A 25,975-nucleotide genomic window follows, 5' to 3' on the forward strand; every position below is an offset into this window, starting at 1 on the left:
GCGAGCGCTCGGGCTCGTCCGTGGCCGCGTGCCGGGGTGCCCCGTACACTGTGTGCGGATGGCTCGCACACCCGCCCCGCACCATCGCGAGGGCGCCGGGGAGCCCCTCGTCCTGCTGCACGGCATGACGTGCACGTGGCGGATCTTCAAACCCGTCATCCCGGCGCTCGCCGAGCACCACGACGTCTTCGCGCCGACCCTCCCCGGCCATCACGCGGGGCCCGCCGTCCCCGAGGACGCCGAGGTCTCCGTCGCGCTCCTCGCGGACGGCGTGGAGCGGACGCTCGACGAGGCCGGCATCGGCACCGCGCACATCGCGGGCAACTCCCTCGGCGGCTGGATCACCCTCGAGCTCGCCCGGCGCGGACGCGCCCGGTCGGTCGTCGCGCTCTCACCGGCGGGCGGCTGGCGAGCGCCGGAGGACCTCCAGGAGACGGTGAAGGTGATCATGCGGGCCGCGCGGCTCGGGTCCTTCGCCGGACCGGTCCTCGCGCCCGCCCTGCGTTTCACGCCGCTGCGCTTCGGTCACGTCCGCCGGCTCGCCCTCGCGAGCACCATGGCCCGCGGCGACCGGCTCCCACCCGGGGCGCTGCGCGGCATGGTCGAGGACATGCTCGGCTGCAACGTGCTGCGCGCGCTCAGCGACGTCGCCGGCGAGGGCGACCCGTTCGTGGCCGACATGAGCCACGTCACGTGCCCGGTCCGGATCGCCTGGGCGCAGGACGACCGGACGATCCCCTTCGAGCGCCACGGCGCGTCGCTCCTCGTGCGGATCCCCCAGGCGGAGCTCGTCATGCTGCCCGGGGTCGGGCACCTGCCGACGTTCGACGATCCCGACCTCGTCGCGAGGACGATCCTCGAGGTCACCGCCCCGGCGGCGGTGCAGGAGGCCGCGTCATGAGCGCGCAGCGTCCCTACGAGCGGAGCGCGGCGCGCTGGAGCGACGAGGAGGAGATGTCGGACTTCGAAGCGACCTTGTGGCGCTCCGCATCCGACCCGGACCTCCTGCCGGCGGGGGTGTTCGTCGACATCCTCGACGCGGTCCCCGACTTCGACCGGCTCCGTGCCGCGCACGAGTGGGCGACGAAGCGCATCCCGCGACTCGCCCAGCGGGTCGTCGACGACCCGCTGCGCATCGGCCCGCCCGTGTGGTCGCACACGTCGGTCGACATCGACCACCACTTCACGCGCGTGCGACTCGACGCGGGCGCCGGCCTGCAAGAGGTCCTCGAGGTCGCGGGCGCCTTCCACGCCGCCCCGCTCGACCCGGCGCGTCCGCTGTGGCAGGCGATGCTCGTGGAGGGCCTCGACGACGGCGGCTGCGCGTACCTCCTCAAGCTCCACGACGCCCTCGGCGGCGGCACGGCGTTCGTCGAGATGTTCGACCTCGTCCACTCCGACCGGCGCGAGCCGACGCCCGCCAAGCCGGTCGAGGAGACGTCGACGCCGGCGTTCGTCTCACCTGTCGGGCTCACGGCCGCGCGGGCGGCGAGACTCGCGCGGACCGCACCGCGACTCGTCGCGCGGACGCTGCACGGTGCCGCGAGGGCGACGGGCCGCATCGCGCTGCGCCCGGTGGACAGCGCGGCGACGTCCTGGCGCTGGTCGACGTCGGTGCGCCGGGTCGCGGCGACGCCGGCACCCCCGTCGCCCCTTCTCGCCGGCCGCGGACTCACCGACCGGCGGCTCCTCGCGATCGACGTGCCGCTCACCGATCTCCGCGCTGCGGGTCGGGCGGCGGGCGGGACGCTCAACGATGCGTTCCTCACCGCGCTCGCGGCCGGGCTGCGGCGCTTCCACCTCGAGCACGGCGTCGAGGTGCAGGACCTCGCGGTCGCCGTGCCGGTCCGCCTCTTCCGCGACTCCGAGACGAGCGGCAGCCGCTTCGCGATGGCGCGGATCGCGCTGCCCCTCGACGAGCCTGACCCGCATCACGCGTTCCAGATCATCCGCTGGCGCGTCCTCGAGGCCCGTCACGAGGAGGCGCTCGACGTCATGGGCGCGATGTCACCGCTCGTCAGCCGGCTGCCGCGGCCCGTCCTCGGCCCGATCGTCGCGCGGGCCACGACGACGGTCGACCTCCAGGCCGGCAACCTGCGCGGCCTCGACCGCCCGGCCTACATCGCGGGGAGCCGCGTCACGCGGATGTACCCGTTCTCCCCCGCCCTGGGGTGCGCGATCGTCGCGACCCTCATCTCCCACGAGGAGACCTGCTGCGTCGGCGTCACCGTCGACGGGTCCGCGGTGGACGACGTCCGTGGCCTCGAGCGCTGCCTGCGCGACGGCTTCGCCGACGTGCTCGCGCTCGCCGCGCCCTCGGCGGACGCCGCCTGAGGATGGCGGCCCGAGCCGCGCGCTCGATCCATCCGTCCTGACGTTCCTCACGCCTGGCGTGAGGAACGTCAGGACGGGCGGTCAGTACTCGGGGTCGACCCAGTCGGGGAAGACGTCCGGGAGGTCGGACGACACGCGGTCGGTGAACTCCGGGTCGCGCTTCTCGAGGAACGAGGTGACGCCCTCGCGGGCGTCGGCGGAGCGGCCCCTGTGCAGGAGGCCGAGCGACTCCGCCCGGTGGGCGTCCATGGGGTGCGAGGCGCCGAGCATGCGCCAGATCATCTGCCGCGAGACCGCGACGGACACCGGCGCGGAGCGGGTGAACGTCGCGGCGATCTCGTACGCGCGGGGAAGGAGGTCGTCGGCTGCGACGACGTCGCGGACGAGCCCGGCCTCGTGGGCCTCCCGTGCGTCGAACACGCGGCCGCTCGCGACCCACTCCATGGCGCGCGAGACGCCCACGACGCGCGGCAGGAACCACGTCGACGCCGCCTCCGGCACGATGCCGCGCTGCGCGAAGACGAACCCGAAGCGCGCGTCCTCGCTCGCGAGCCGGACGTCCATCGGCAGGGTCATGGTCGCGCCGATCCCGACGGCGGGCCCGTTCACCGCCGCGATGACCGGCTTGAGGCAGCGGAAGATCCGCAGCGTGAGCACGCCGCCCTCGTCGCGCGGCGCCCGGCCGCCGACCTCCTCGAGGACGAACGACTCGCCCCCGGCCGCGAGGTCGGATCCGGCGCAGAAGCCCCGCCCCTCGCCCGTGACGACGATCGCGCGGACCTCGTCGTCGGCGTCCGCCTCGTCGAAGGCGCGGCCGAGCTCCTGGAGCATCGGGACGGTGAACGCGTTGAGGCGCTCGGGCCGGTCGAACCGGATCGTCATCACGCGGTCCGACACCTCGCGCCGGACGAGCTCGTGCAGGGGTCGATCGCTCATGCCGCGCGCCGCGCCTGCGCCCGGTCGGCCGCGACCCGCTCCGCCGCGAGCCGCGCGAGGCGCGCGCGGTGCGCGCCGGGTCCGCCGAGCATCTGCGCGTCGAGCTGGGCGCGCTTGTAGAGCCAGTGGACGTCGGCCTCCCACGTGAACCCGATGCCGCCGTGGACCTGGATCGCCGATGCCGTCGTCTCGCGACCCGCCTCGGAGGCCGTCGCCTTCGCGAGCGCCGCGGCCTCCGGCAGCCGGCCCGGCTCCGCGTCGGCCGCCCACGCGGCGAAGTACGTCGCCGACCGGGCGCTCTCCGCGTGGAGGAGCATCTGCGCGCAGCGGTGCTGCACCGCTTGGAACGCCCCGACGGGCGTGTCGAACTGCGTGCGCTCCTTCGCGTAGTCGACGGACATCTCGAGCGCGCGCTGCGCGAGCCCCGTCAGCTCCGCGGCGACGAGGACGGCGGCGCGGTCCGTCGCGCCGGCGACGTCTCCCGTGAGCGGCGTGCCGCCACCGGGCACCGGCGTCACCCGGGCGTACGATCGCGTCGGGTCGATCGCCTCGACCGTCTCGACCTCCGCCTCGTCGGCGCGCAGGACCGTCCCGCCGCCCGCGCCGTCGAGGACCACGATCACCTCGGCGCGATCCGCGTCCGGGACGAGCTCCGCCGTCCCCGCGCGCAGCACCCCGAGCGCCCCCGCGATCTCGCCGGTGGCGAGGCCGGAGAGCCAGCGCGTACGCTGGTCGTCGTCGCCGGCATGGCCGATGACCGTCGCCGCGAGGACGGTCGCGAGGAACGGCGACGGCGTCACGGCGTAGCCGAGCTCCTCGCAGAGCAGCGCCGCCTCGATGCTGCCGAGGCCCGACCCGCCGTGCGTCTCGGGGACCGCGATCCCGGGCCACCCGAGGTCGCTCACCTCCTGCCAGAGCGCCTCGTCGTAGGTGCGCGCCTCGGCCGCCTCGCGGACGCGCGCCATCGAGGACCGCTCGGCGAGCATGGCCCGGGCGGTCCGCTTGATCTCGTGCTGGTCGTCGGTGAAGTCGAACTGCATGGCGTCCTCTCCTCGAGCTAGCGACGCGGGAGGCCGAGCACCCGCTCGGCGACGATGTTCTTGAGGATCTCGGTCGTCCCGCCCTCGATCGAGTTGCCGCGGGCGCGGAGCAGCTCGTACGCCCACGGCGTCCCGCGCGTGAGGGCGTCCGGCCCGACGACGTCGGCGGCGAGCTGCGTGAGCATCTGGTTCGTCTCCGACCACAGCCACTTCGTGAGCGACCCCTCGGGGCCCGGCTGCCCGTACTTCTCGATCGTCGACAGCCCCCGGTAGGCCGTGAGGCGCAGCACCTCGGTGCGCGCATGGAGGTCGCCGAGGCGGTCGGCGACGACCGGGTCCTCGATCGCGCCGTTCTCCACGGCGTGCGCGATGAGGTCGTCGAGGAGCTGACGGAGCCGGACCTGCAGGAAGAACCCGAGGCCCGCGCGCTCGTTCATGAGCGTCGTGAGGGCGACCTTCCAGCCGTTGCCTTCGCCGCCGAGGAGGTTCGCGTGCGGGATGCGCGCCTCCTCGATGAAGAGCTCGTTGAACTCGGCCTCGCCCGTGATCTGCACGAGCGGGCGGATCTGGACGGCGTCCTGCTCCATGTCCATGAGGAAGTAGGAGAGGCCCTTGTGCTTCGGCGCGTCGCGGTCGGTGCGCGCGACGAGCATGCACCACTTCGAGTGCTGCGCGCCCGACGTCCACACCTTCTGGCCCGTGACGACCCAGTCGTCGCCGTCGCGTTCGGCGCGCGTCTTCAGCGCGGCGAGGTCCGAGCCCGCGTCGGGCTCGCTGAAGCCCTGGCACCAGATCTCCTCGGCGGAGAGGATCGGCGTGAGGTAGCGCTCCTTCTGCTCGTCGGTCCCCCAGGCCATGATCGTCGGGCCGGCGAGGAGCAGCCCGAGGACGTTCGCCGGCAGCGGCGCGCCCGCACGCCCCATCTCCTCGAAGAAGATCGCGGACTGCATGAGCGTCGCGTCGCGGCCGCCGTAGGCCGACGGCCAGTGCACGGCGGCCCAGCCGCCCTCGTAGAGTCGCCGCTGCCAGGCGCGTCGCCACGCGTGCTCGGCGTCCTCGTCGCCGTGCGGGCGGGGCCCGGCGTCGTTGTCCTTCAACCAGGAGCGCAGCTCGTCGCGGAACGCGAGCTCCTCCTCCGAGAACGTGAGATCCACGGCGTTCTCCTCCAGCGGGACGGGGTTCGCCGTGAGCCTACCCGGCGTCCGGCGCGGCGACCCGGCGCCGCGAGGAGCGGCGCGTCGGGCTCAGTCCCGCCGGGGCGCGACCGCGACGGCGCACGGCGCGTGACGCAGCGTCGCGCGGGTGTCGTCGCCGTCGAGGACGCGGCCGATGCCGCTGCGGCGGCTCGTGCCGATGACGATGAGGTCGGCGGAGCGACGCTGGGCGGCGTCGTGGAGGCCGTCGGCGACCGAGCCGGCGAGGAGGAACTCCACCGGGAGGTCGTGCGCGGCGGCCTGCGCGCGCACCGCCTCCTCACGCGCCGGGTCGTCGCGGCCGTAGGGGTCCTCCGACGGCGGGTGCGGGTCGCCGGACGCGGTCGGGGAGACCCCGACCGCGACGACCTCCGCCCCTGGCGGCGCGAGCCGGAGGGCGAGAGCGAGGGCGTCCTCGCCGCCCTTCGCGCCGTCGACGCCGACGACGATCGTGCTGACCGGGCTGTGCTCGTGGTCGCTCACGTCGTCCATTGTGACTGGCGACGACCGCGGGCGACGGGAACCGCCATGCGTGGAGCGGGTCGGCCCGGGACGCTCAGCGCACGCTCATGCCGTCGGCCGTCTCGCCGGCGCCGACGCTGCTGCCCCGGCGCACCGGGCGCGGGACGACGACGACGGGCCGCACGCTGCGCCGCACGACGGCCTCCGCCGTGCTGCCGACGACGATCCGGGCGATCGGCCCTCGGCGCCGCGAGCCGATGACGAGGACGTCGACCTCGGCGGCGAACCGCGCGAGCTCCTCGGATGCGAGGCCCTTCGCCTTCGTCGCACGGACGCCGTCGGGGAGCGGGCCGGTCTCGTCGGGGTCCACGTCGCGGACGGTGGGCGGAACCGACTCGCCGGGCCAGCCGAGCGGGCCGACGACGGTGAGCGCATGGACGCGCGCGCCGACGTCGCGCGCGAGGTCGCAGGCGAAGGCGACCGCCGCCTCGGACTCCTCGCCGCCGTCCCAGCCGACGCCGACCTCGGCGAGCCGGCCTTCGGTGAGGGCGAGGTCGCGCGGGGCGATCCCGACCGGGCACGGAGCTTCGCGCAGCGTCGCGCGCGTGTCGTCGCCCTCGAGGATCCGGCCGACGGCACCTCGACGGCTCGAGCCGATGACGAGGAGATCCGCGTCGTGCCGCATCGCCGAGGTCTGGAGACCGCCCGCGACCGTCGGAGCGAGGATGACCTCGCTGCGCACGCCGCGCGCCGCCGCCTGCCGGGTGGCTCGGCGCTCCCTGGGCTGCGCCACCCTCCAGCTGTCCGCCGTCCCCGGCATCCGCGGTGAGCCGAGGATCGTCGGGGAGACGCAGACGGCGATGACGTCGGTGCGGTCCCCGGCGAGGCGTCGTGCGAGCTCGAGGGCATCCTCGCCGCCCTCGGAGCCGTCGACGCCGACGACGATGCGGTGGATCATGCGGATGTGTCTCCTGGTCGGGCGGGTGGTCAGGCGGTGGCGGCCAGTCGGCGGCCTTCGAGATCGGTGAGGAAGGAGCCGAGCCACGGCGCGGCGACCTTCGTCGGCGGCCACCAGAGCGCTCGCGTCGACGCGAGCCCAGAGGTGTCCGGATCACGGAGGTCTGCGGTGAGGAAGAGGGGACCGAGAGGGGTCGAGAGGAGACCGCGCACGACGGGCGGGCCGGCGTCCTCGCGGACGGGCGAGCCGAGATCGACGGCGATGCGGGCGGCGACCCGGTCGGCCGCGCGCGCGGCGAGGCCGCCGTGCTTGATCGGATGGGCGGTCCCGTCGCCGACGGCGTAGACGGTGCCCTCGAGCCCGGCGACGCGGTGCTGGGCATCGGTGACGATGAAGCCGCGCTCGTCGGCCGGGATGCCCTCCAGCCCCGGGCCGTCGAAGCCCGGGAGGGCGACGATCCGGTCGGCGGTCACCCACTGCCCGTCGAGGCGCGCGGCGCTGTCGGAGACGACGTCGGCGCGGACGCCGGCACGCAGCTCGATCCCGGCGGCGTCGAGGGTCTTCGCGACCACGCGGCTCGCGCGCTCGCCGAAGAGCTCGCGCATCGGGCCCGACTCGTGGGTCGCGATCGTCACGCGCGCGCCGGTCGCATCCGCGCTCAGCATCGCGAGCTCGTAGGCCGGAAGGGTCCAGGCGACGCCCTCGGGGACGACGACGAGGAGGGAGTCGGCGAAACCGCCTCGCAGCGCGTCGATCGTCTCGTCGATGACGTCGGCCGCGGAGACGCGGTCGAACGTGCCGCCCGCGTCGACGACCGAGACCGGCTTTGCGCCGACCGCGATGACGAGGACGTCGTAGGGGAGCTCCGCCCCGGAGCGCAGGCGGGCGATCATGCGCTCGCCGTCGACGGCCACGACCTCGTCGTGGACGAGATCGGCCCCGAGCTCCTGGACGATGTCGGCGAGCGGGTGGCGGTGGGCGACCTCGGTCCCGAGCGACTCGCCGACGCCGAGTGCGCGCCACGCGAAGTGCGTGTTGGGGGCGACGATCCGCATGCGGATGCGATCCCCCGCGAGGGACTCGAGGGCGACGGCCGTCTCGAGCGCGGCGACCCCGCCGCCGGCGACGAGGACGCGCTGGGCGGGAGAGTCGTGATCTGCGGGGGAGACGAACATGGCAGGAGACTCCCACCGGCGCGCCTGCGCGCCATCCGGACGCGCCCCCCTTCGATTGCGGGAAGACCGCAGGCCGGCGCGCGTCCCGCCCGGATTGTCGGCACCCGCTTCGGGAGTACCGTGGACGGCGTGACTCCTCCGTCCTCCGCGCGTGCCGCCCCGACCGTCGGCGCCGTCGACATCGAGGCGCTCCGGCGCTCGCTCCAGCGCGCCGGGGACCCTCCGCTCGAGCTCCACGAGACCCACGTCTCGTGGGTCTTCGTCGGGCGCGAGCACGCCTACAAGGTGAAGAAGCCGCTCGCCTTCGACTTCGCCGATCAGCGCACCCTCCCGGCCCGCCGCCGGGCGTGCGAGGAGGAGGTCACGGCGAACCGGGCCCTCGCCGGCGCGCTCGGCTACGAGCTGCGCGCCCTCGTCCCCGTCGGGCGCGGCTACACCGTCACGCAGCCCGACCACCCCTCCGCCGAGGAGTGGATCGTCGTGAGCCGCCGGTTCGACCCGGCCGACACGATGGCCGAGCGACTCGCCCGCGGTGCGCTCCCGGCCGGCGCCGCCGCCGAGGTGGGACGCCGCATCGCCGCGTTCCACGCCGCCGCGCGCCCGGTGAAGGACGCCCCCGACCCGCGCGAGGTCGCCGACCGCAACTTCGAGGGGCTCGTCCCGCTCGCCCACGGCGTCGTCGCCCCCCGCGACATCTTCGCCGCCCGCCGCTTCACCGAGGCCTTCCTGCTCGGCTGGGAGGACGTGCTCGCGGGCCGCGCCGCCACGGGCCGCGTCATCGACGGCCACGGCGACCTGCGCGCCGAGCACGTCCTCGTCCTCCCCGACGGCGACATCGCGATCGTCGACCGCCTCGACATCCCCGCGCTGCGGGTCGTCGACGTCGCGGACGACCTCGCGTTCCTCGTCATGGACCTCGAGCACCTCGGAGCGAGCGACGCTGCCGCCGAGCTGCTCGAGGGGTACACGGCCGCCGGCGGCGAGCCGCCCCCACGCGAGCTCGTCGCCTACTTCGGCGCCTACCGGGCGACCGTCCGGGCGAAGGTCGCGCTCATCCGCGCCGCCCAGGCGCCGACGAGCAGCGACGCGCAGCGCGACGAGGCGCAGCGCCTCCTCGCCGTCGCCCGGCGGCTCGCCGCGCGTGCGAGGGGCGACAACGTCCTCCTCGTCACCGGCCCGCCCGCCTCGGGGAAGTCGACGCTCGCGCATGCGCTGTCGGCCGCGACCGGCCTTCGCGTCCTCTCCTCGGACATCGTGCGCCGGGCGACCGGCGAGACCGGCTACGACCTCGCGACGCGCACCCGCGTCTACGCGGAGCTCGGCCGCCGCGCGAGCGCCGAGGGAGGCTGCATCGTGGACGCCACCTTCGGGGAGCCCGCGCTGCGACGCGCGTTCCTCGCCGAGCTCGACAAGGACCACCGCCGCCGCGTCCTCGCCGTGGAGTGTCACGCCCGCCCGGCGACGCTCGAGGCGCGTGCCCGCGCCCGCACGGCCGAGACCGCCTTCGGCTCCGAGGCCGACGCCGACGTCGCCCGCCGCCTGTCGGAGTCCTTCACGCCGTTCGACGAGATCGTCCCCGCCGACCGCCTCGGGCTGAACTCCGAGGACGAGGCGGGCCGGCTCGTCGACGCGGTCGAGGGCTGGCTCGACGGCCACCTCGCCTCCGGGCGCCTGGGCTGAGCAGGCGCTTCGGTCGAGCCCGGGACGGGACCTTGGTCCCGGGCCGGACGCCGGTGACTCCCGAGCCCGGACCAGCGCCGCTCAGCGCGCCGGGATGATCCGGCCCTCGCGGAGCTCGAGGATCTCGTCGAAGGACTCGAGGCCCGCGCGGTCGTGGACGATCGCGACGACGCCACGCCCCGTCGCGAGGCGCGGGAGGTCGCGGAGGAGGGCCTCCGCGCCGTCCGGGTCGACGTGCGTCGTCGGCTCGTCGAGGACGAGGAAGGCCGCATCGGAGAGGAGCCCGCGGGCGAGCGCGATGCGCTGGCGCTGACCGCCGCTCACCTGGGCGCCGTCCTCGCCGACCATCGTCCGCAGGCCCAGCGGGAGCGTGTCGAGCCACGGGCCCAGCCCGGCCTGCTCGAGCGCGGTCCGCACCTCGGCGTCCGTCGCCTGCGGACGAGCGAGCCGCACGTTCTCGGCGACCGTCGTCGTGAAGAGCCGGGCGTCCTGGGCGATGAGGCAGACCCGCGCGCGCACGTCGTCGAGCGCGAGCTCGCGGAGGTCGGCGCCGTCGAGCGTCACGCGGCCGGCATCGGGGTCGCGGAAGCGCACGAGGAGCGAGGCGAGCGTCGTCTTGCCGGTCCCGGACGGTCCGAGGAGCGCGACGCTGCGCCCTCGCTCGAGCCGGAGCCGCACTCCGCGGAGCACGGGCCGGCCGTCCTCGAAGGCGAGGTCGGCGTCCTCGACGGCGAGGACCGCGCCCGGGCCCGCGGGGCGCGGAGACTCCGGGTCGCGGACGGCCGGCTCGACGTCGGTGACGTCGAGGAGCCGCTCGGCGCTCGCGGCGCACGCGTCGAGGTGCTGGGCGGAGGCCGGAAGCGGCTGGACCGCCTCGAACGAGGCGAGCGCGAGGAACGTGAGCGCCGCGAGGAGGATGCCGTCGAGCTCGCCCGCGCCGACCGCCGGGATCGCGACGACGGCGACGGCGAGCGCCGTCGCGCCTTGCAGGAACGAGCCGGCGCCGACGGCGACGGCCGATGCGACGGCGTCGCGGACGGCGAGGCGGCGCAGGTCGGCGTCGGCGTCGCGCAGGCGAGCGACGCGCTCCTCGCCGCGCCCGGCGGCGACGAGCTCCGGGGCTCCCTGCACGACCTCGAGCACCTCCGTCGTCAGCGCGGCGCGCGCGGCCGCCTGGCGCCGTGCGGCGACGCGGCCGATCCACGCCGTCGCGGCGGGCAGGAGCACTCCCGCGAGCGCGAGGCCGACGGCGAGGACGGCTGCGGCAGCGGGGAGCATGATCCACGCGACGGCGATCGCGCCGAACGAGGCGACGAGCGCCGCGAGCGGTGGTCCACCCGCGCGCAGGTAGAGGTGCTGGAGCGCGTCGACGTCGTCGACGAAGCGCGCGAGCAGCTCGCCCTGGCGCATCCCCGCGTCGCCCGGCACGAGCGGCGCGAGCCGCGCGAAGAACCGCTCGCGCAGCGTCGCGAGCGCCCGGAACGCGACGTCGTGCGTCGCGAGGCGCTCCGCGTAGCGCAGGCACGCCCGCGAGAAGCCGAAGAACCGCACGCCCACGATGAGCGTGCCGAGCGCGAGGATCGGCGGCTCGAGCGCTGCCTTCGAGATGAGCGCGCCGGACACCGTGAGAAGCCCGACACCCGCGAGGAGCGTGAGGGCGGTGAGGAGGATGCCGAGCGCGAAGCGGTTCCAGGCCGGCGGCGCGAGGGCGACGACGCGGGCGAGGGTGCGGGCGCGGGCGACGGCGGCGCTCATGCGGTGATCTCCTGGTCGAGGCGCTCGCAGCGCCCGTCGGCGAGGCGGACGACCGCGTCGGCGCGGGCGGCCAGCTCGTGACGATGGACGACGAGCAGGGCGGTGCGTCCCTCGGCGAGACGGGCGATCGCCGCGTCGATCGACGCCGCGGTCGCCGCGTCGAGATGGGCGGTCGGCTCGTCGAGGATGAGGAGCGGACGGTCGGCGAGGAAGGCCCGTGCGAGCGCGACCCGCTGCGCCTGGCCCGCCGAGAGGACGCGACCCCCGTCGCCGATCCGCGTCTCGACGCCCGCGGGGAGGGCGCGCACGACGGACTCGAGGCCGGCGGACGCGACGGCGGCGGCGACCTCGTCGTCGCTCGCCTCGGGGCGCAGGAGCCGGACGTTCTCGGCGACGGTCCCGGCGAAGAGCGTGGGGCGCTGCGGGACCCAGGTCACCAGCGCGCGCCAGTCCTCGGGATCGACGTCCCGGAGGTCGACGTCGCCGCAGCGGACCGAGCCGGCGTCCGGGTCGGCGAACCGCAGCAGCAGCGAGATGACCGTCGACTTGCCGGCCCCGGAGGCGCCGACGAGCGCGGTGAGGCGGCGCGGCGCGAGCTCGAGGTCGGCTCCGCGGAGGACGTCACCCTCCCGCGTCGGATGCGCGTAGCGGACGCCGCAGAGGCGGACCGGAGCCGCGAGCGGCGACGGCGCGGGCGCCGGTCGCTGCGGCCGGGTGACGACGGTCGGCCGGTCGAGGACCTCGTAGAGCCGCTCGGCGGCCGCTGTGCCCTCTTCCGCCGCGTGGTGCTGCTGCCCCATCGCGCGGATGGGCGCGTAGAGCTCGGGGCAGAGGAGGAGGACCGCGAGTCCCGTCTCGAGCCCGACGTGGCCGTGGACGAGCTGGATCCCGACGGTCGCCGCGACGAGCGCCGTCCCGATCGTCGCGCCGAGCTCGAGGACGAACGCGGAGAGGAAGGCGACCCGCAGGGTCGACATCGTCTCGGCCCGGTACCGCTCGCCGATCGCGGCGATCGTCTCCTCCTGCGCGTGCTCGCGGCGATGCGCCCGCAGGGTCGGCAGGCCGCGCACGACGTCGGCGAAGTGCGCGCCCAGGACCTGGAGGGCGTCCCATCGAGCGCGGACCTTCACGCGCGCCGCGAGGCCGACGAGCGCGAGGAAGACGATGAGGACCGGGATCGTGACGAGGAGGATGAGCCCGGCGGCGAGGTTGTGCGGGAGCACGAACGCGAGGATCGCGAGCGGCACGGTCGCGCTGAGGACGACCTGCGGCAGGTAGCGCGCGAACCACGCTTCGAGCGCGTCGACGCCCTGCACCGCGACGGTCGCGAGCTCGCCGCTGCGCTCCCCGGCGGCGGCGTTCGGCGCGCCGCCGAGGAGATGGGCGCCGAGACGCCCGCGCAGCTCGGAGAGCACGCGCAGCGCACCGAGGCGGCCCGCGAGCTCGAAGCCGCCGGTGACGACCGCGCGGGCCGCGACGACGCCGGCGAGCGCCACGATCGTCGGCACGAGCGTCCCGACCTCGCGGCCGCCGAGGAAGCCCTCGGCGAGGAGGTGCGCGAGGAGCAGCGCCTGCGCGACGATGAGGCCTGCGGCGACGACGCCGAGGCCTCCGATCGTCGCGACCGCGCCGCGCGCCGCGCGCCCCTCGCGCAGGAGGCGGCGCTCGGTCGCCCGCACGTCAGCCGCCTGCCGGGGTCGAGGCCTCGCCGTGACCGTGGGATCCCGGCAGCGCGTCGAGCGGCGTGTCGCCGGTGACCGCCTCCGGCCCGCCGACGCGGCGGCGGAAGACCCAGTACGTCCAGCCCTGGTAGAGGAGGACGATCGGGACCATGAGGACCGCGACGACCGTCATCACCTTGAGCGTGTAGGCCGACGACGCCGCCTCGGCGAGCGCCAGATCGGGACCGGGCCCCGAGGAGACCATCGCCGCCGGGTAGAGCTCGGACCAGAGGCCGGCGAAGAGGAGCACGATGCCGGCCGCGCTCACGCCGAAGGCGACCCCGGGGCGGGAGAACGCGCTGCGGGCTCCGACGGCGAGGGCCGCGACGGCCGCGCCGAGGAGGAGCACCGAGACGACCTCGACGCCGTCGGCGCCCGCCTGGCGCAGCGCGGTCCACACGACGAACGCGGCGCCGACGCCGAGGGCGCCGATCGTGAGGCGCTTCGCGGCCGCCTGCGCCCGCTCGTGGAGGACGCCCTGCGTGCGGAGCTGGAGGAAGAGCGCACCGTGCGCGAGGAAGAGGACGAGCGTGACAGCGCCGCCGAGCAGCGCGTACGGGTTGAGGAGCCCGAAGAAGCCGCCGACGTACTCGCCGCTGGAGTCGAGCGGGACGCCCTTCACGATGTTCGCCCAGGCGACGCCCCAGAGGAAGGCGGGGATCGCGGAGCCGGCGATGATCGCCCACTCCCAGCGGTCGCGCCACTCGGGCCGGTCGTCCTTCGCCCACAGCTCGAGCCCGACGTTGCGGACGATGAGGCCGAGGAGGATGAGGAAGAGAGGGAGGTAGAAGCCGCTGAAGAGCGTCGCGTACCACTCGGGGAACGCGGCGAACGTCGCGCCGCCCGCGGTGAGCAGCCACACCTCGTTGCCGTCCCAGACGGGCCCGAAGGTGTGGAGCAGGTCACGGCGCTCCTCGCGCGTGCGCCCGAGCTTGCGGAGCATCGCGCCGACGCCGAAGTCGAAGCCCTCGAGGACGAAGTACCCCGACCAGAGGACGCAGATGAGCAGGAACCAGATGATCTCGAGAGTCGTCATGCGAGGGTGCTCCTAGTAGGCGAGAGCGAGGTCGGAGGAGGAGGCCTCGGTGTCCTCGGCGCTGCCGGGCTCGTCCGGGCCCTTGCGGGCGAGGCGGGCGAAGAGCCGGTAGCCGATGATCCCGAGGATCGTGTAGATGAGGGTGAAGCCGACGAGCGTGAGGCCGACCTCGAGCGCGGACGTCGACGGCGAGATCGCGTCCTCCGTCTTGAGGAGCCCCTGGACGACCCACGGCTGGCGACCCATCTCCGTGAAGATCCAGCCCGCGAAGTTCGCGACGAACGGGAGCGCGGCGGCGGGGACGAGAAGCGCGAGCCAGCGAGCGCCGATGCCGCCCGGCGCGACCTTCCGCATCCGCCACAGCAGCCAGCCGGCGAGGAGGATGATGACCGTGCCGGCGCCGATCATGATCCGGAAGGACCAGTAGGTGGCGCCGACGACCGGTGCGTAGTCACCGGGGCCGTACTGCGCGCGGTACTGCTCGTTGAGGTCGTTGATCCCCTGGACCTCCTCGGTGAAGTTGCCCTGCGCGAGGAACGAGAGGAGCTTCGGGATCTGGATGTCGACGTTCGTGCGCTCGGGGTTCGGCGTCCAGTCGCCGGTCGCGAAGATCGAGAACGGCGCCGGCTCCTTCGTCTCGAAGAGCGCCTCGGCGGCCGCCATCTTCATCGGCTGCTCGTCGACGAGGTGCATCCCCTGGAAGTGGCCGATGCCCGCGGTCGCGGTCGTCGCGACGAGCGCGACGGCGAGGCCGATGCGCAGCGACTTGCCCATCATCATCGCGTGGGTCCCCTTGCGCAGGTGCCACGCGGAGACCGCGACGACGACCATCGCCCCGGTCGCCCAGGCCGCGAGGATCGTGTGCGGGAAGGCCCAGAGCGTCGTCGTGTTCGTGAGGACCTCCCAGATCGAGGTCATCTCGGCGCGGCCGGTCGTCTCGTTGATCTCGTAGCCGACCGGGCGCTGCATCCAGGAGTTCGCGGCGAGGATGAAGTACGCGGACATCATCGAGCCGATCGCGACCATCCAGATCGCGCCGAGGTGGAGCTTCGGGGAGAGCCGGCCGCGGCCGAAGATCCAGAGGCCGAGGAACGTCGACTCGAGGAAGAACGCGACGAGCGCCTCCATCGCGAGCGGAGCGCCGAAGACGTCGCCGACGTAGCGCGAGTAGCCCGACCAGTTCATGCCGAACTGGAACTCCTGGACGATGCCGGTCGCGACGCCGAGGGCGAACGAGACGAGGAAGAGCTTCCCCCAGAAGCGGGCCGCCCGGTCCCATTCCTCCTTGCCGGTGCGGTAGTGCGCGGTCTGGCAGATCGCGACCCACATCGCGAGCCCGATGGAGAGCGGGACGAAGATGAAGTGGAAGAGCGTGGTGCTGCTGAACTGCAGCCGCGCGAGGTCGAGGACATCCATGGCGGCCAAGGTACGACGGCCGCGTGGGCCCGGAATCCGGCCCGCCCCGTGCTCCTGCTGCGGAGCGACGCGCGAGGCGCTGCGGATTCCTACGGAAGTGCGCCGGCCGCGCGGAGCCCATCGCCCGCGGCCCCGGCGCCGCGCCGCTACCGCTCGTCGAGGGGGAGGCCGACGTCGATGCCCGGAGGGGTCGCGGGCGCGCGGAGCGGCAGCCGGATGATGCCCTTCTCCTCGAGGTAGGGCGCGAGGTGGCGGCCGCTCACCTTCGCGGGCGGCCACCAGAGCGGCTCACCGGCCGCCTCGCCGCGCAGGTCGCCGGGCTCCCGGCGCAGGAAGCGGTCCTCTCCCCCGGTGAGGAGCCGGCCCCGGAGCACCTGGGGGAGCGGCGGCACCTCGACCTGCGCCCCGGCCGCCGCCGCGATGTGCGCGGCGGCGACGTCGGCCTGCTGGCAGGCGAGCCCACCCTGCTTCACCGGGCGCGCCGTGACGTCCCCGACCGCGTAGACGCCGTCGAGGCCCTTCACCCGGCCGACGTCGTCCACTTCGACGAAGCCGCGGTCGTTCGTCGGGAGGCCCTCGATCTCGGGCCCGTGCAGCTCGGGGAGCGCCACGACGCGGTCGACGACGAGGTCGGGCGAGAACCCGGTCTCGATCCTGCCGCCCGGAAGGACGCGGACGCTGACGCCGCTGTGGAGCGAGATCCCCGCCGCGTCGAGCAGCGAGGCGACCTCGACGCTCGCCTCGCGCCCGAACACGTCGAGCGGCGCCGTCTCCGGCGTGACGAGGTGGAGCTGCGCGTGGTCGATGCCCATGCCGCGGATCTGCTCGGCGGTCATGAGGGCGAGCTCGTAGATCGGCAGCGGCCATCCCGTGCCGCGGTGGACGACGAAGGCGACCGAGCGCGAATAGCCCTCCTCGAGGTCGCGGAGGACGCCGCCCATCGCGTCGGGGTCGTGGCCGAACGTCGTCACGTGGTCGAAGGCGGGGACGGCGATCGCGCCGGGCGCGAGGAGGAGGGCCTCGTACGAGAGCCGCGACCCGTCGTCGAGGACGAGCTCGCGGGCGTCGGCGTCGACCGCGCGAGCCGCCCCGCGTACGAAGGCCCCGGAGTGCTCGGCCATGACGTCGGCGAGCCCGAGCGGCGTCACGCCGCCGCGCGCGAACGGGTGGGCGACGGTGAGCGGGCGCAGGACGACCTCGTCGTCCGGCGCGACGAGCGTGAGGTCGAGCCGGCCCTCCGCGAGGCGGTGGAGGGCGAGGACCGCCTCGAGCGCGGCGATGCCCCCGCCCACGACGACGACGCGGCGCGGTGCGATGCGGTCGGTCTCGGTCATGGTGCCTCTCGTGTGACGGGTGTCGCGCCGGCGCGGACGGCGCCCTTGCCCGACGGAGCTTACGGAGCGCCCGGGATCGGATCCTCGAGCGGGAGCGTGAGGACGAGCCGCGTCCCCTCCCCGGGGGCGCCGCTCAGCGACAGGCGGCCCCCGCCGAGGTCGGCGCGCTCGCGCATGCCCGCGACCCCGTAGCCGCCGGCGTTCGCGAGGTCGACGTCCTCGAGTCCGCGGCCGTCGTCGCGGACCTCGAGCTCGAGCACGCGGCCCTCCGAGCGCAGCCCCACGCGGGCGCGGCTCGCTCCCGCGTGCTTGACGACGTTCGTGAGCGCCTCCTGCGCGATCCGGTAGGCGATCGTCTCGAGCTCCGGATCGAGGCGGCTGTCGCCATGGCGGAGGTCGAGCTCGATGTCGAGCTCGTGGCGCGCGCCGACGAGCTCGGCGAGAGAGCGCAGGGCGGGCTCGAGCCCGAGCTCGTCGAGGGCGGGCGGGCGGAGGTCCGCGATGATCCGCCGCAGCGACGCGATCTCGGCCTCGAGCTGCTCCACGGCGCCCTCGACGGGCTCGCGCGCCGTGCCGCCGTGCGACCTGAGAGCCGAGGAGAGCGCGAGCTTGATCGCGCCGAGCCCCTGGAGGGTCTCGTCGTGGAGGTCGCGGGCCCAGCGCGCGCGCTCGCCCTCCGCGGCGGCGATCGAGTCGCGGAGGCGCTGCGCCTCGACGCTGCGTGCGGTCGCGACGGCCGTCGCGGCGCTCGCCGCGAAGGTGCGGAGGTCGCGCTCGTCGGCGTCGGTGAAGCCGTGCTCGGTCCCGAGGCGGTCGAACGCGGAGAGGACGCCGAGCGCCCGGCCGCGGAACATGAGCGGCACCATGAGCGCCGTCCGCGCGGCGGCGAGCCCGAAGCGCTGCGGGTCCTCGATGAGGGTGCCGGGGACGTCGTCGACGCGGAGGGAGCGCCCCGTGCGCAGCGCCTCGCCGGTCGTCGAGGCTTCGGCGGGCAGCTCCGCGCCCATGGGCCGCACGACGGCGCCGGCGTGGGCGGCGAGCTTGAGCATGCCCGCGTCCTCGAGCCAGATGAGCAGGGCATCCGCGTCGACGAGCGCGCGGGCGCGCTTCGTGATGAGCTCGAGGACGCGGCTCAGATCGGTCTCGCCGCCGAGCGCGAGCGCGATGTCGCGCGAGGCCTCGAGCCCGCGAACCGCCTGCTCGAGCTCCACGCGGCGGCCCTCTGAGGTGCGGAACAGGCGGGCGTTGTCGATCGCGATCGCCGCCCACTGGGCGAGGACGACGATCGACTCGAGGTCGCCGTCGTCGAAGTCGTCGGCGCCCTCCTTCTCGGTGAGGTAGAGGTTGCCCCACGCCTCGCCGCGGATGACGATCGGCGCCCCGAGGAAGTTGCTCATCGGCGGGTGCCCCGGCGGGAATCCGTACGAGCGCGCGTGCTGGGAGACGTCGTGGAGCCGGATCGGGACGGGCTCGTCGATGAGGAGGCCGAGGATCCCCCGGCCGCGCGGGAGATGCCCGATCGCGTCGTGGACCCCGGGCTCCTCGCCGAGCGTGATGAACTCGGCGAGCGACCGGCGCTCCGCGTCGAGCACCCCGAGAGCGGCGAAGCGGGCGCCGGTCAGCGAGCGGCCGGTCTCGAGGATGCGACGAAGGAGGACGTCGAGGTCGAGCTCGGACGTGAGGGATCGACCGACGTCGACGAGGTGTCGGAGCCGCTCCGCGTCGTCCGGAGCGGATTGCGTGGGCGTGTCGCTCACCCCACCATTCTTGCGCGACGAGCTCGTCCGCGGCAAGCGACGCACGAAACGGCTGGTCGGCGCCCCCAGCGCCGTGCGCGCGTCCGGGGCGTCGCGTAGGCTCCGCGTCCGTGACCCCGATCCGCATCGTGCTCGCCGACGATCACGGCGTCGTCCGCGCCGGCCTCCGGATGCTGCTCGACGCCGAGGAGGACTTCGAGGTCGTCGCCGAGGCCGCCGACGTCGACTCCGCGATGCGCGCGGTGCTCGGGCACAAGCCCGACGTCCTCGTGCTGGACCTCAACATGCCGGGCGAGCGCTCGTCGCTCGAGGCCCTCCCGTCGACGAAGGACACCTCGCCGAACACGAGGACGGTCATCCTCACGATGCAGGACGACCCCGAGTACGCGCGTCGCGCGCTCCGGGCCGGCGCGCTCGGCTACGTCCTCAAGGAGGCCGCCGACGACGAGCTCGTGGAGGCCGTGCGACGCGCCTCGGAGGGCGGCACCTACCTCAACCCGGCGCTCGGGGCGCGGATGGCGGCGACGCCCGAGGAGCCCAGCGGTCCCCCGGACGACCTCTCACCCCGGGAGGTCGAGGTGCTCCGGCTCATCGCGCTCGGGCACACGAACGCCGAGATCGGGGAGCGTCTCTACCTCTCCGTGCGGACCGTCGAGACCCACCGGGCGCACGTCCAGCAGAAGCTGGGCCGCTCCACCCGGGCCGAGCTCGTGCGCTACGCGCTCGACCACGGGCTGCTCGACGGCGATTGAGGGGCCGGTCGCCGGCCCCCACGCCGCCCCGGGCTCAGCCTCCGATCGCGGAGGCGATGTCGAGCGTCGAGATGACGCCGACCGGCTCGTCGTCGTCGATGACGACCGCGTGGGTGACCTCGTGCGCGATGAGCGCCGTCGCGACGTCACCGAGCTCGTCGCCCACGTCGACGCAGAGCGCCTCGGTCGAGGCCATCGAGCCGGCGGTCGGCGTCGTCTGCTCGAGCGCGCCGCGGACGAGGTCGAGATCCGAGACGACCCCCCACACGAGGCGCTCTCCGGCGGAGGTCGGGCGGATGCCCTCGACGACGACGCAGTGGATGCGGCGCGCGCCCATGATCGCGGCGACCTCGGTGAGCTCCGTCTGAGGCCCGACGGCGGCGACCGGGCTGTGCATCGCGTCCTTCGCGAGGACGGTGCGGAGCTCGGGGAGCGTGGCGGTGGACACGGGGGTTCTCCTGTCAGTCGGTGTCGATGGTGCGGCGGTGCGTGTGCGCCCGCAGGTGCGCGAGGCGGCTCCGCGTCTCGTCGAGCTGGCGGCTCATGTCGTCGAGCGCCCGCTCGAGTCCCGGCCGGGCGGCGCCCGGGCGCGGACGGACCCGCCGCTCGACGCGCAGAGCCCTGACGACGTGGTCGAGCCGCCGCTCGCGGACGACGAGGCGACGGCGCTCGAGGTCGGCGGCGAGGGTCGGGGCCCCGCGGCGGGCAGGCGCGTCGGGGATGGCGGTCGTCGGCATCGTCGGCTCCGGGTGGGGAACGGGGTGTGACGACGGTCCCATCCGCCGCCGCCGACGCCATCCGGCGAGCACCGCCGAGCTCTCGGTAGTTCTCCGCAAGACCGCCGGCCTGCTCGGCCTCGCGGCGGAGCGCCCCGGCCGCTCCGACATCCGTCGAGTTCGGGCGGCGACGCTCATCCGTGGCGTACCGTCTCTCGGATGCGGCGGCCCGAGGAGTCCGGACGACGCGGGTTCGTCCGCGGCGTCATCACCGCTTCCGTCGTCGCGATCCTCCTCGTCGCGACGGTCGTCGTCGCCGGGCTCAGTCTCGATCACGCCATCGAGGACGCCGACGAGATCGGCGCGCAGCGCGCGGCGCAGGCCGTGGCCGCGATGCGGTCGACGATCGAGACGACGACGACCCGACTCGAGGACGCCGCCGCGATCCTCAGCGTGGAGCGCGAGGAGAACGCGAGGGCCCTCCGCGCCGAGAACTGGGACAACCTCCGCGCGCGCCTCTTCGACCAGCGCTCGCTCTACGGCGCGGGGTTCGCCCGCGTCGTCCGCGACTCCGAGCGCGCCGACGTCGAGGGCGCCCTCGGGGCGACCTTCCGCGAGCTCGCCCGGACCGGCGACCTCCGGCCGGCCCCCCGCCGGGAGCGGTACGTCGTGCCTGTCCTCGTCGCCTTCCGCGACGGCTCGACGGCAGGGCTCGGGGTCGACCTCGCCGCCGAGCCGCGACGGCGTGCCACGCTCACGCGCGCGGTGTGGATGGGTCGGACCCAGCTCACCGAGCCCGTCGACCTCGTCGGGAGAGGCGGCCGGGGGATCGTCGCCTACACGCCCGTGTACACGACGCCGGAGACGCCGGGCACCCCCGCCGAGCGCGCCGAGGGGCTCGTCGGCTTCATGGTCGGCAGCTACCGGACCGCGGCGATCGTCGCCGAGGTCGAGCGCATCCTCGGGCCGGACGTCGAGTTCTCGGTCCGCGAGGGGTCGAACGTCTTCGCCGCCACCGAGACGCCCGACGACCCCGTGATCCGCAGCGTCCGGATCGCGGGACGCCGACTCGAGATCGCCGTCACCGGGGCGTCGCCCGACGTCACCGGCGTCGTCCTCATCGGGGTGGGCGGCGCGACGGTGACGATGCTCGTCGCGCTCCTCCTCCTCGGCGCCTCGCGACGGGAGCGGGTCGCGGTCGCCGTCGGCGAGCACGAGGCGCGCCGCCGCGCGCTCGCCGAGACCCAGTTCGTCTCCGCGTTCGAGCAGGCGCCGATCGGGATGGCGATCGTCGGGCTCGACGGGCGCGTCGTGCGCGTCAACGAAGCCCTCGGCGCTCTCACGGGATACCCCCGCGACGTCCTCGTCGGCCGGCCCCTCTCCGACGTCGTCCACCCCGAGGACGCGCCGGACGTGCTCCAGCTCGCGCACGGCCTCGGCGACCACAGCCTGGAGGCCGAGCAGCGCCTCCTCACCTCGGACGGGACGGTGCGCTGGGCAGCGACGACGGTCACCGCGATGCACGAACGCGGGGACGACGTCTCCGCGCTCCTCGTCCAGGTGCAGGACGTGACGGAGCGCCGCGCCTACGAGCAGCGCCTCCAGCACCTCGCCAACCACGACCCGCTCACCGGGCTGCTCAACCGGCGGGCCTTCGGCGAGGAGCTCGACCGGCAGGCCGCCCGCGTCCTTCGCTACGGCGACCGCGGCGCCGTCCTCATGCTCGACCTCGACCACTTCAAGGCCGTGAACGACACCCTCGGCCACAGCGCCGGCGACCGCCTCATCATCGAGGTCGCCCACCGGCTGAAGACCCGGCTGCGCGACTCGGACGTCCTCGCCCGCCTCGGAGGCGACGAGTTCGCGGTGCTGCTGCCCGAGGTCGACGCCGACGAGGCGGCGGGCGTCGCGGAGGACCTCCTCGACGTCGTCCGCGGCACCGTCGTCCCCCACCGGTCACGGTCGCGGCCGATCACCGCGAGCATCGGGCTCGCGCTCGTCACCGGCGGGGACGAGATCGTCGGCGAGGACCTCCTCGTCCGCGCGGACCTCGCCCTCTACGACGCGAAGGACGCCGGCCGCGACCGAGCGGTCGTCTATGCGCCGGGGCCGCACGAGACCGCCCGCACGGAGGCCAGGCTCTCGTGGATGCAGCGCCTCCACGAGGCGCTCGACACCGGCTCGCTCACGCTGCACTACCAGCCGATCGTCGACCTCGCCACCGGGCGCACCGCGGCCGTCGAGGCCCTCGTGCGTCTCCGCCAGCCCGACGGCGACCTCGTCGCCCCGAGCGCGTTCCTCTCCATCGCCGAGCGCTACGGGCTCGCCCCGCGGCTCGACCGCTGGGTGCTCGAGCGGGCGGTCCTCGACCTCGCGACCCTTCACGGCGACGAGCGCGACGTCGTCATGTCCGTGAACGTCTCCGCCCACTCGATCGCGGACCCGACGTTCCTCACGGACATGGAGCGGATCATCACCGCCGACGGTGCGGCACCGGGCCATCTCCTCGTCGAGCTCACCGAGACCGCGGCGGTGAGGGACATCCCCCAGGCCCAGGCCTTCGCCCGGCGGCTGCGCGAGCTCGGCGGGCGCCTCGCGCTCGACGACTTCGGGGCGGGGTTCGGATCTTTCTACTACCTGAAGCACCTGCCCTTCGACGTCCTCAAGATCGACGGCGAGTTCGTGCGGTCGGCGACGACGGCCGCCCTCGACCGCGACATCGTCCGGGCGATCGTCGAGATCGCCCGCGGGGCAGGGAGCCTCACGGTCGCCGAGCACGTCGGGTCGCAGGCGACGGTCGAGCAGATCCGGGCACTCGGCGTGCACCTCGGCCAGGGCTACCACCTCGGGCACCCGATGCCGCTCGAGGCGCTCCGCGCGCGCCTCGCCGACGAAGCCGCCGACGACGACGCGTCCGGCCCGGGCGCGTCGCGCGACCTCAGCGGCGCGCCGCTCGATCGCTGACGGTCCGGCGGCGCACCGCCGCCGACCCGAGCGCGATCACCCCGAGGAGGATCCACATCGGCGCGTCGCCGAAGCGGACGTACGGCGTGCGCCCGGCGCCCGCCGTACGCAGGACCGGCTCCGCCATCGTGATCGACGGTCCGGGCTCGGCCTGCCGGACGCGGATCCGCCCGGTCGCGTCGACCCAGCCGCTGTTCCCGCCGTTGACGGCGCGGACGAGGCCCGTGCGGGTCTCGACGGCGCGCATGACGGCGAGACGGGCCTGGAGCTCGGGGGCGTCGGTGCCGACGAACCACGCGTCGTTCGTGATGTTCACGAGGAGCTGCGGGTTGAGGTCCTCGGCGGCGCGGCGGGCGACCGACGGCCCGACGTCCTCGTAGCAGATGAGGGTGGCGAGCCGGACGTCCGGGGCACCCGCGCGCTCGAGGGTGAGAGGCGTCGGCTCCTCCCCCGCCGTCATGAGACCGGTGCGCCCGAAGACGTCGTTGAGGAAGGGGAAGACGGACGAGCCGGGGACGGTCTCCCCGACCCAGATGAGCTGGATCTTGTCGTACGGGTCCTGGAGCACGCCGTCGGGCGAGACGATCGTCGCCGAGTTGTAGCGGCGGCGATCCTCGTCGACGGTCCGCAGCCCGATGAGCCGCGGGACGCGCGTCCCCGCGTCGACGGGCTGCTCCTCGCGCGGGTCGATGCGCCGCGCGTCGCGGTCGACCGCGATCGGATAGGCCCCCTCGGGCCAGACGACGAGGTCGGCGCCCATCGCCTCCGCACGCGTCGACAGGCCGCGGAGCACGTCGAGGCGCCGGCGCTGCTCCGCTTCGTCGGGCGTGCGCTTCGGCGGCGCGGCCGAGTCGAGGAGCGCGAGGCGGACGCTGCCCGCGTTCTCGCGGTCGGCCACCGCGTCCATCCGCGCTCGCCCGGAGACGTCGAGGGCGACGAGGACGAGGAGCCCGGCGAGCACGGGGACGGCGACCGGGCGCAGGGCATCCCGCCCGCGCGGCCGTCCGGCGCGCGCGGCGAGGACCGCCTGGACGACGAGCCCGACGGCGAGCGCGAAGACGAACGACACCCCGCGCTCGCCGATGAGGTCGGCGAGCTGCACGAGCTCGGGGCGCAGCGGCGCGACGAGGCTCGCGGGCGTCCAGACGAACACGCCGGGCGCCGTGCCCGCGACGAAGACGCCGGAGGCGAACGCGAGCGGCAGAGGCACGGCGAGGCGCACGCGGAGCGCGTGTGCGAGCGCGCCGCAGCCGGCCCACGCGAGCCCCTGGAAGAGCGCGAGGACGACGAGCGCGAGGACGCCGACGACCGGGCCGGTGTTCCCGAAGCGGTCGACCGTCTCGACGACGAAGCGGAAGCCGATGAGATCGCCGACGAAGCCGAACGCGAGGCCGCGCGCCGCGGCGCCGCGGACCGAGGTCGCGCTCGCCAGCGACAGCGCGAGCATCGCGAGGCCGACGAAGTGCGCGGGCACGACGTCGAAGGGCGGGAGCACGAGCGAGGCGACCGCGCCGCCCGCGGCGGGCAGTGCGAGCGGCCGCAGGCGGTCGGCCCACCGGCGATGCGCCGGTGGCGCGTCGGACGGGGAGGCGGGCCCCTCGGTGCGACCGGGCGCGGTGATGCTCACGCCCGGACGTTAGCGCCGCCCCGCTCTCGGCGGGCCGTCGCGGCGCGAGGACGTCAGGCCGCGGCGGGCGAGCGCTGCGGCGCGTACTCGTAGAACCCGCGGCCGGTCTTGCGGCCGTGGTGGCCCGAGACGACCATGCGCTTGAGCAGCGGCGGGGGCGCGTACTGCGGGGCCTTGAACTCCTCGAAGAGCGCGTCGCCGATCGCGTAGAGGACGTCGAGGCCGATGAAGTCGGCGAGCGCGAGCGGGCCCATCGGGTGACCGCAGCCGCGCTTCATCCCCTCGTCGATGTCCTCACGGGTCGCGAACCCGTCCTGGTACATCCGGATCGCCGCCATGAGGTACGGGACGAGGAGGAAGTTCACGATGAAGCCGGAGCGGTCCTTCGTGATGATCGGGTGCTTCCCGATGTCCTTCGCGACCTCCTCGGCGAGCGCGACGAGGTCCTCGCGCGTGTCGAAGCCGACGACGATCTCGACGAGGCTCATCACCGGGACGGGGCTGAAGAAGTGGAGGCCGAGGACGCGCTCCGGACGCTCGGTCCACGAGGCGATTTCCGCGATCGGGATCGACGAGGTGTTCGACGCCAGGAACCGCGCCTCGGGCAGCCGCGCGTCGAGCTCCTTGAAGAGCTTCCCCTTCACGCGCGGCTCCTCGATGATCGCCTCCACGACGATCTCGCTCCCCCCGAGCGCGTCGAGGTCGGACTCCCACGAGATGCGGTCGAGGACCCCGGCGGCCGCGTCGGCCTCGAGCTTGCCGCGCGAGACCGCCTTGTCGAGCGACGCCCCGATCGCGTCGCGCGAGCGCGCGAGCGGAGCCCCGTCGGGTTCGTGCAGGACGACCTCGAGTCCCGCGCGAGCACAGGACTCCGCGATCCCCGAGCCCATGAAGCCCGCTCCGATGACACCGACCGATCGCACAGCGCTCATGCATCGAGCGTAGGCGGCCTCCGTGGTCGCGCGCCACCCTTCGCGCCGGCGGACCCGACGATCGCAGGGAGAACGGACGCTCGGGTCCTCCGCCGCCGTGCGCTCGCACCGATCGCAGCGCTCCGGCTTTGTGGGAAACCCACGCCCACCCGCGGAGAGGCCGCTCGTAGAGTCGATCGCGTCCACG

The 25,975-nt window shown here is 74.7% G+C and carries 21 protein-coding genes; 5 read left to right on the plus strand and 16 right to left on the minus strand.

Annotated elements, in window-relative coordinates; all coding sequences use genetic code 11:
- Positions 1-58: 58 nt before the first annotated feature.
- Positions 59-901 carry an alpha/beta fold hydrolase gene (locus ACME2J_RS01595; RefSeq protein WP_495543109.1) on the plus strand — a complete coding sequence of 281 codons (843 nt, stop codon included), beginning with the start codon at positions 59-61 and terminating at the stop codon, positions 899-901.
- Positions 898-2,334 (plus strand): wax ester/triacylglycerol synthase domain-containing protein, encoded by a 1,437-nt coding sequence (locus ACME2J_RS01600; RefSeq protein ID WP_495543110.1) that lies wholly within the window; start codon positions 898-900, stop codon positions 2,332-2,334. Before ACME2J_RS01595 ends, ACME2J_RS01600 begins: the two co-directional genes overlap by 4 nt.
- A gap of 81 nt (positions 2,335-2,415) precedes the next feature.
- On the opposite strand, the gene ACME2J_RS01605 is transcribed toward ACME2J_RS01600, so the two are convergent.
- The 6 genes from ACME2J_RS01605 to ACME2J_RS01630 form a co-directional block, all read right to left on the minus strand.
- Entirely contained in the window at positions 2,416-3,270 is an 855-nt protein-coding gene (locus ACME2J_RS01605; RefSeq protein ID WP_495543111.1) for a crotonase/enoyl-CoA hydratase family protein, read from the minus strand.
- Positions 3,267-4,310: an acyl-CoA dehydrogenase family protein gene (locus ACME2J_RS01610; RefSeq protein ID WP_495543112.1), complete on the minus strand. Its 1,044-nt coding sequence runs from the start codon at positions 4,308-4,310 to the stop codon at positions 3,267-3,269. Before ACME2J_RS01610 ends, ACME2J_RS01605 begins: the two co-directional genes overlap by 4 nt.
- Before the next feature lie 17 nt (positions 4,311-4,327).
- A complete protein-coding gene (locus tag ACME2J_RS01615; RefSeq protein WP_495543113.1) occupies positions 4,328-5,464 on the minus strand; it encodes an acyl-CoA dehydrogenase family protein in 1,137 nt (378 codons plus the stop codon).
- 90 nt (positions 5,465-5,554) lie between these two features.
- Positions 5,555-5,986, minus strand: a complete 432-nt coding sequence (locus ACME2J_RS01620; protein WP_495543114.1) for a universal stress protein — start codon at positions 5,984-5,986, stop codon at positions 5,555-5,557.
- Positions 5,987-6,059: 73 nt separating this feature from the next.
- Positions 6,060-6,923, minus strand: a complete 864-nt coding sequence (locus ACME2J_RS01625; RefSeq protein WP_495543115.1) for a universal stress protein — start codon at positions 6,921-6,923, stop codon at positions 6,060-6,062.
- Positions 6,924-6,952: 29 nt separating this feature from the next.
- Positions 6,953-8,098 carry an FAD-dependent oxidoreductase gene (locus ACME2J_RS01630; RefSeq protein ID WP_495543116.1) on the minus strand — a complete coding sequence of 382 codons (1,146 nt, stop codon included), beginning with the start codon at positions 8,096-8,098 and terminating at the stop codon, positions 6,953-6,955.
- Positions 8,099-8,227: 129 nt separating this feature from the next.
- On the opposite strand from ACME2J_RS01630, the gene ACME2J_RS01635 reads away from it, so the two are divergent.
- Entirely contained in the window at positions 8,228-9,778 is a 1,551-nt protein-coding gene (locus tag ACME2J_RS01635) for a bifunctional aminoglycoside phosphotransferase/ATP-binding protein (protein ID WP_495543117.1), read from the plus strand.
- Positions 9,779-9,859: 81 nt separating this feature from the next.
- Here ACME2J_RS01635 and cydC read toward each other — a convergent pair whose 3' ends face one another.
- The 6 genes from cydC to ACME2J_RS01665 all read right to left on the minus strand — a co-directional run bounded on the left by cydC (position 9,860) and on the right by ACME2J_RS01665 (position 18,797).
- Positions 9,860-11,533: a thiol reductant ABC exporter subunit CydC gene (cydC, locus tag ACME2J_RS01640; protein WP_495543118.1), complete on the minus strand. Its 1,674-nt coding sequence runs from the start codon at positions 11,531-11,533 to the stop codon at positions 9,860-9,862.
- Complete coding sequence (cydD, locus tag ACME2J_RS01645; RefSeq protein ID WP_495543119.1) at positions 11,530-13,212, minus strand: thiol reductant ABC exporter subunit CydD; 1,683 nt, start codon at positions 13,210-13,212, stop codon at positions 11,530-11,532. Before cydD ends, cydC begins: the two co-directional genes overlap by 4 nt.
- A gap of 1 nt (position 13,213) precedes the next feature.
- On the minus strand, positions 13,214-14,290 hold the full coding sequence (gene cydB / locus ACME2J_RS01650) for a cytochrome d ubiquinol oxidase subunit II (protein ID WP_495543120.1): 1,077 nt from the start codon (positions 14,288-14,290) through the stop codon (positions 13,214-13,216).
- A 12-nt stretch (positions 14,291-14,302) separates the two neighbouring features.
- The gene (locus ACME2J_RS01655; RefSeq protein WP_495543121.1) at positions 14,303-15,706 is read right to left on the minus strand and encodes a cytochrome ubiquinol oxidase subunit I; all 1,404 of its coding nucleotides are present in this window, start codon (positions 15,704-15,706) and stop codon (positions 14,303-14,305) included.
- A 146-nt stretch (positions 15,707-15,852) separates the two neighbouring features.
- Positions 15,853-17,040: an FAD-dependent oxidoreductase gene (locus ACME2J_RS01660; RefSeq protein ID WP_495543122.1), complete on the minus strand. Its 1,188-nt coding sequence runs from the start codon at positions 17,038-17,040 to the stop codon at positions 15,853-15,855.
- Positions 17,041-17,099: 59 nt separating this feature from the next.
- On the minus strand, positions 17,100-18,797 hold the full coding sequence (locus tag ACME2J_RS01665) for a sensor histidine kinase (RefSeq protein WP_495543123.1): 1,698 nt from the start codon (positions 18,795-18,797) through the stop codon (positions 17,100-17,102).
- Between the two features lie 110 nt (positions 18,798-18,907).
- Between ACME2J_RS01665 and ACME2J_RS01670 the strand changes: the two genes are divergently transcribed.
- Positions 18,908-19,549, plus strand: coding sequence for a response regulator (locus ACME2J_RS01670; protein WP_495543124.1), 642 nt, complete (start codon positions 18,908-18,910; stop codon positions 19,547-19,549).
- Between the two features lie 34 nt (positions 19,550-19,583).
- On the opposite strand, the gene ACME2J_RS01675 is transcribed toward ACME2J_RS01670, so the two are convergent.
- Complete coding sequence (locus ACME2J_RS01675; protein WP_495543125.1) at positions 19,584-19,997, minus strand: CBS domain-containing protein; 414 nt, start codon at positions 19,995-19,997, stop codon at positions 19,584-19,586.
- A 13-nt stretch (positions 19,998-20,010) separates the two neighbouring features.
- Positions 20,011-20,286: a hypothetical protein gene (locus ACME2J_RS01680; RefSeq protein ID WP_495543126.1), complete on the minus strand. Its 276-nt coding sequence runs from the start codon at positions 20,284-20,286 to the stop codon at positions 20,011-20,013.
- 198 nt (positions 20,287-20,484) lie between these two features.
- Between ACME2J_RS01680 and ACME2J_RS01685 the strand changes: the two genes are divergently transcribed.
- Entirely contained in the window at positions 20,485-23,229 is a 2,745-nt protein-coding gene (locus ACME2J_RS01685; RefSeq protein ID WP_495543127.1) for a bifunctional diguanylate cyclase/phosphodiesterase, read from the plus strand.
- Here ACME2J_RS01685 and lnt read toward each other — a convergent pair.
- Both lnt and ACME2J_RS01695 read right to left on the minus strand, forming a co-directional pair.
- Entirely contained in the window at positions 23,204-24,856 is a 1,653-nt protein-coding gene (gene lnt / locus ACME2J_RS01690; RefSeq protein WP_495543128.1) for an apolipoprotein N-acyltransferase, read from the minus strand. The genes ACME2J_RS01685 and lnt overlap by 26 nt on opposite strands.
- Before the next feature lie 53 nt (positions 24,857-24,909).
- Positions 24,910-25,788, minus strand: coding sequence for a 3-hydroxybutyryl-CoA dehydrogenase (locus tag ACME2J_RS01695; protein WP_495543129.1), 879 nt, complete (start codon positions 25,786-25,788; stop codon positions 24,910-24,912).
- Between the last annotated feature and the right edge of the window lie 187 nt (positions 25,789-25,975).

This window comes from Paraconexibacter sp. (genome assembly GCF_059438195.1).

Excerpts from the sequence above, each read along its gene's own strand:
- ACME2J_RS01595 (WP_495543109.1), top strand. The coding sequence starts at position 59 with ATGGCTCGCACACCCGCCCCGCACCATCGCGAGGGCGCCGGGGAGCCC.
- ACME2J_RS01600 (WP_495543110.1), top strand. The coding sequence starts at position 898 with ATGAGCGCGCAGCGTCCCTACGAGCGGAGCGCGGCGCGCTGGAGCGAC.
- ACME2J_RS01605 (WP_495543111.1), bottom strand. The coding sequence starts at position 3,270 with ATGAGCGATCGACCCCTGCACGAGCTCGTCCGGCGCGAGGTGTCGGAC.
- ACME2J_RS01610 (WP_495543112.1), bottom strand. The coding sequence starts at position 4,310 with ATGCAGTTCGACTTCACCGACGACCAGCACGAGATCAAGCGGACCGCC.
- ACME2J_RS01625 (WP_495543115.1), bottom strand. The coding sequence starts at position 6,923 with ATGATCCACCGCATCGTCGTCGGCGTCGACGGCTCCGAGGGCGGCGAG.
- ACME2J_RS01630 (WP_495543116.1), bottom strand. The coding sequence starts at position 8,098 with ATGTTCGTCTCCCCCGCAGATCACGACTCTCCCGCCCAGCGCGTCCTC.
- cydC (WP_495543118.1), bottom strand. The coding sequence starts at position 11,533 with ATGAGCGCCGCCGTCGCCCGCGCCCGCACCCTCGCCCGCGTCGTCGCC.
- cydB (WP_495543120.1), bottom strand. The coding sequence starts at position 14,290 with ATGACGACTCTCGAGATCATCTGGTTCCTGCTCATCTGCGTCCTCTGG.
- ACME2J_RS01655 (WP_495543121.1), bottom strand. The coding sequence starts at position 15,706 with ATGGATGTCCTCGACCTCGCGCGGCTGCAGTTCAGCAGCACCACGCTC.
- ACME2J_RS01660 (WP_495543122.1), bottom strand. The coding sequence starts at position 17,040 with ATGACCGAGACCGACCGCATCGCACCGCGCCGCGTCGTCGTCGTGGGC.
- ACME2J_RS01680 (WP_495543126.1), bottom strand. The coding sequence starts at position 20,286 with ATGCCGACGACCGCCATCCCCGACGCGCCTGCCCGCCGCGGGGCCCCG.
- ACME2J_RS01685 (WP_495543127.1), top strand. The coding sequence starts at position 20,485 with ATGCGGCGGCCCGAGGAGTCCGGACGACGCGGGTTCGTCCGCGGCGTC.
- ACME2J_RS01695 (WP_495543129.1), bottom strand. The coding sequence starts at position 25,788 with ATGAGCGCTGTGCGATCGGTCGGTGTCATCGGAGCGGGCTTCATGGGC.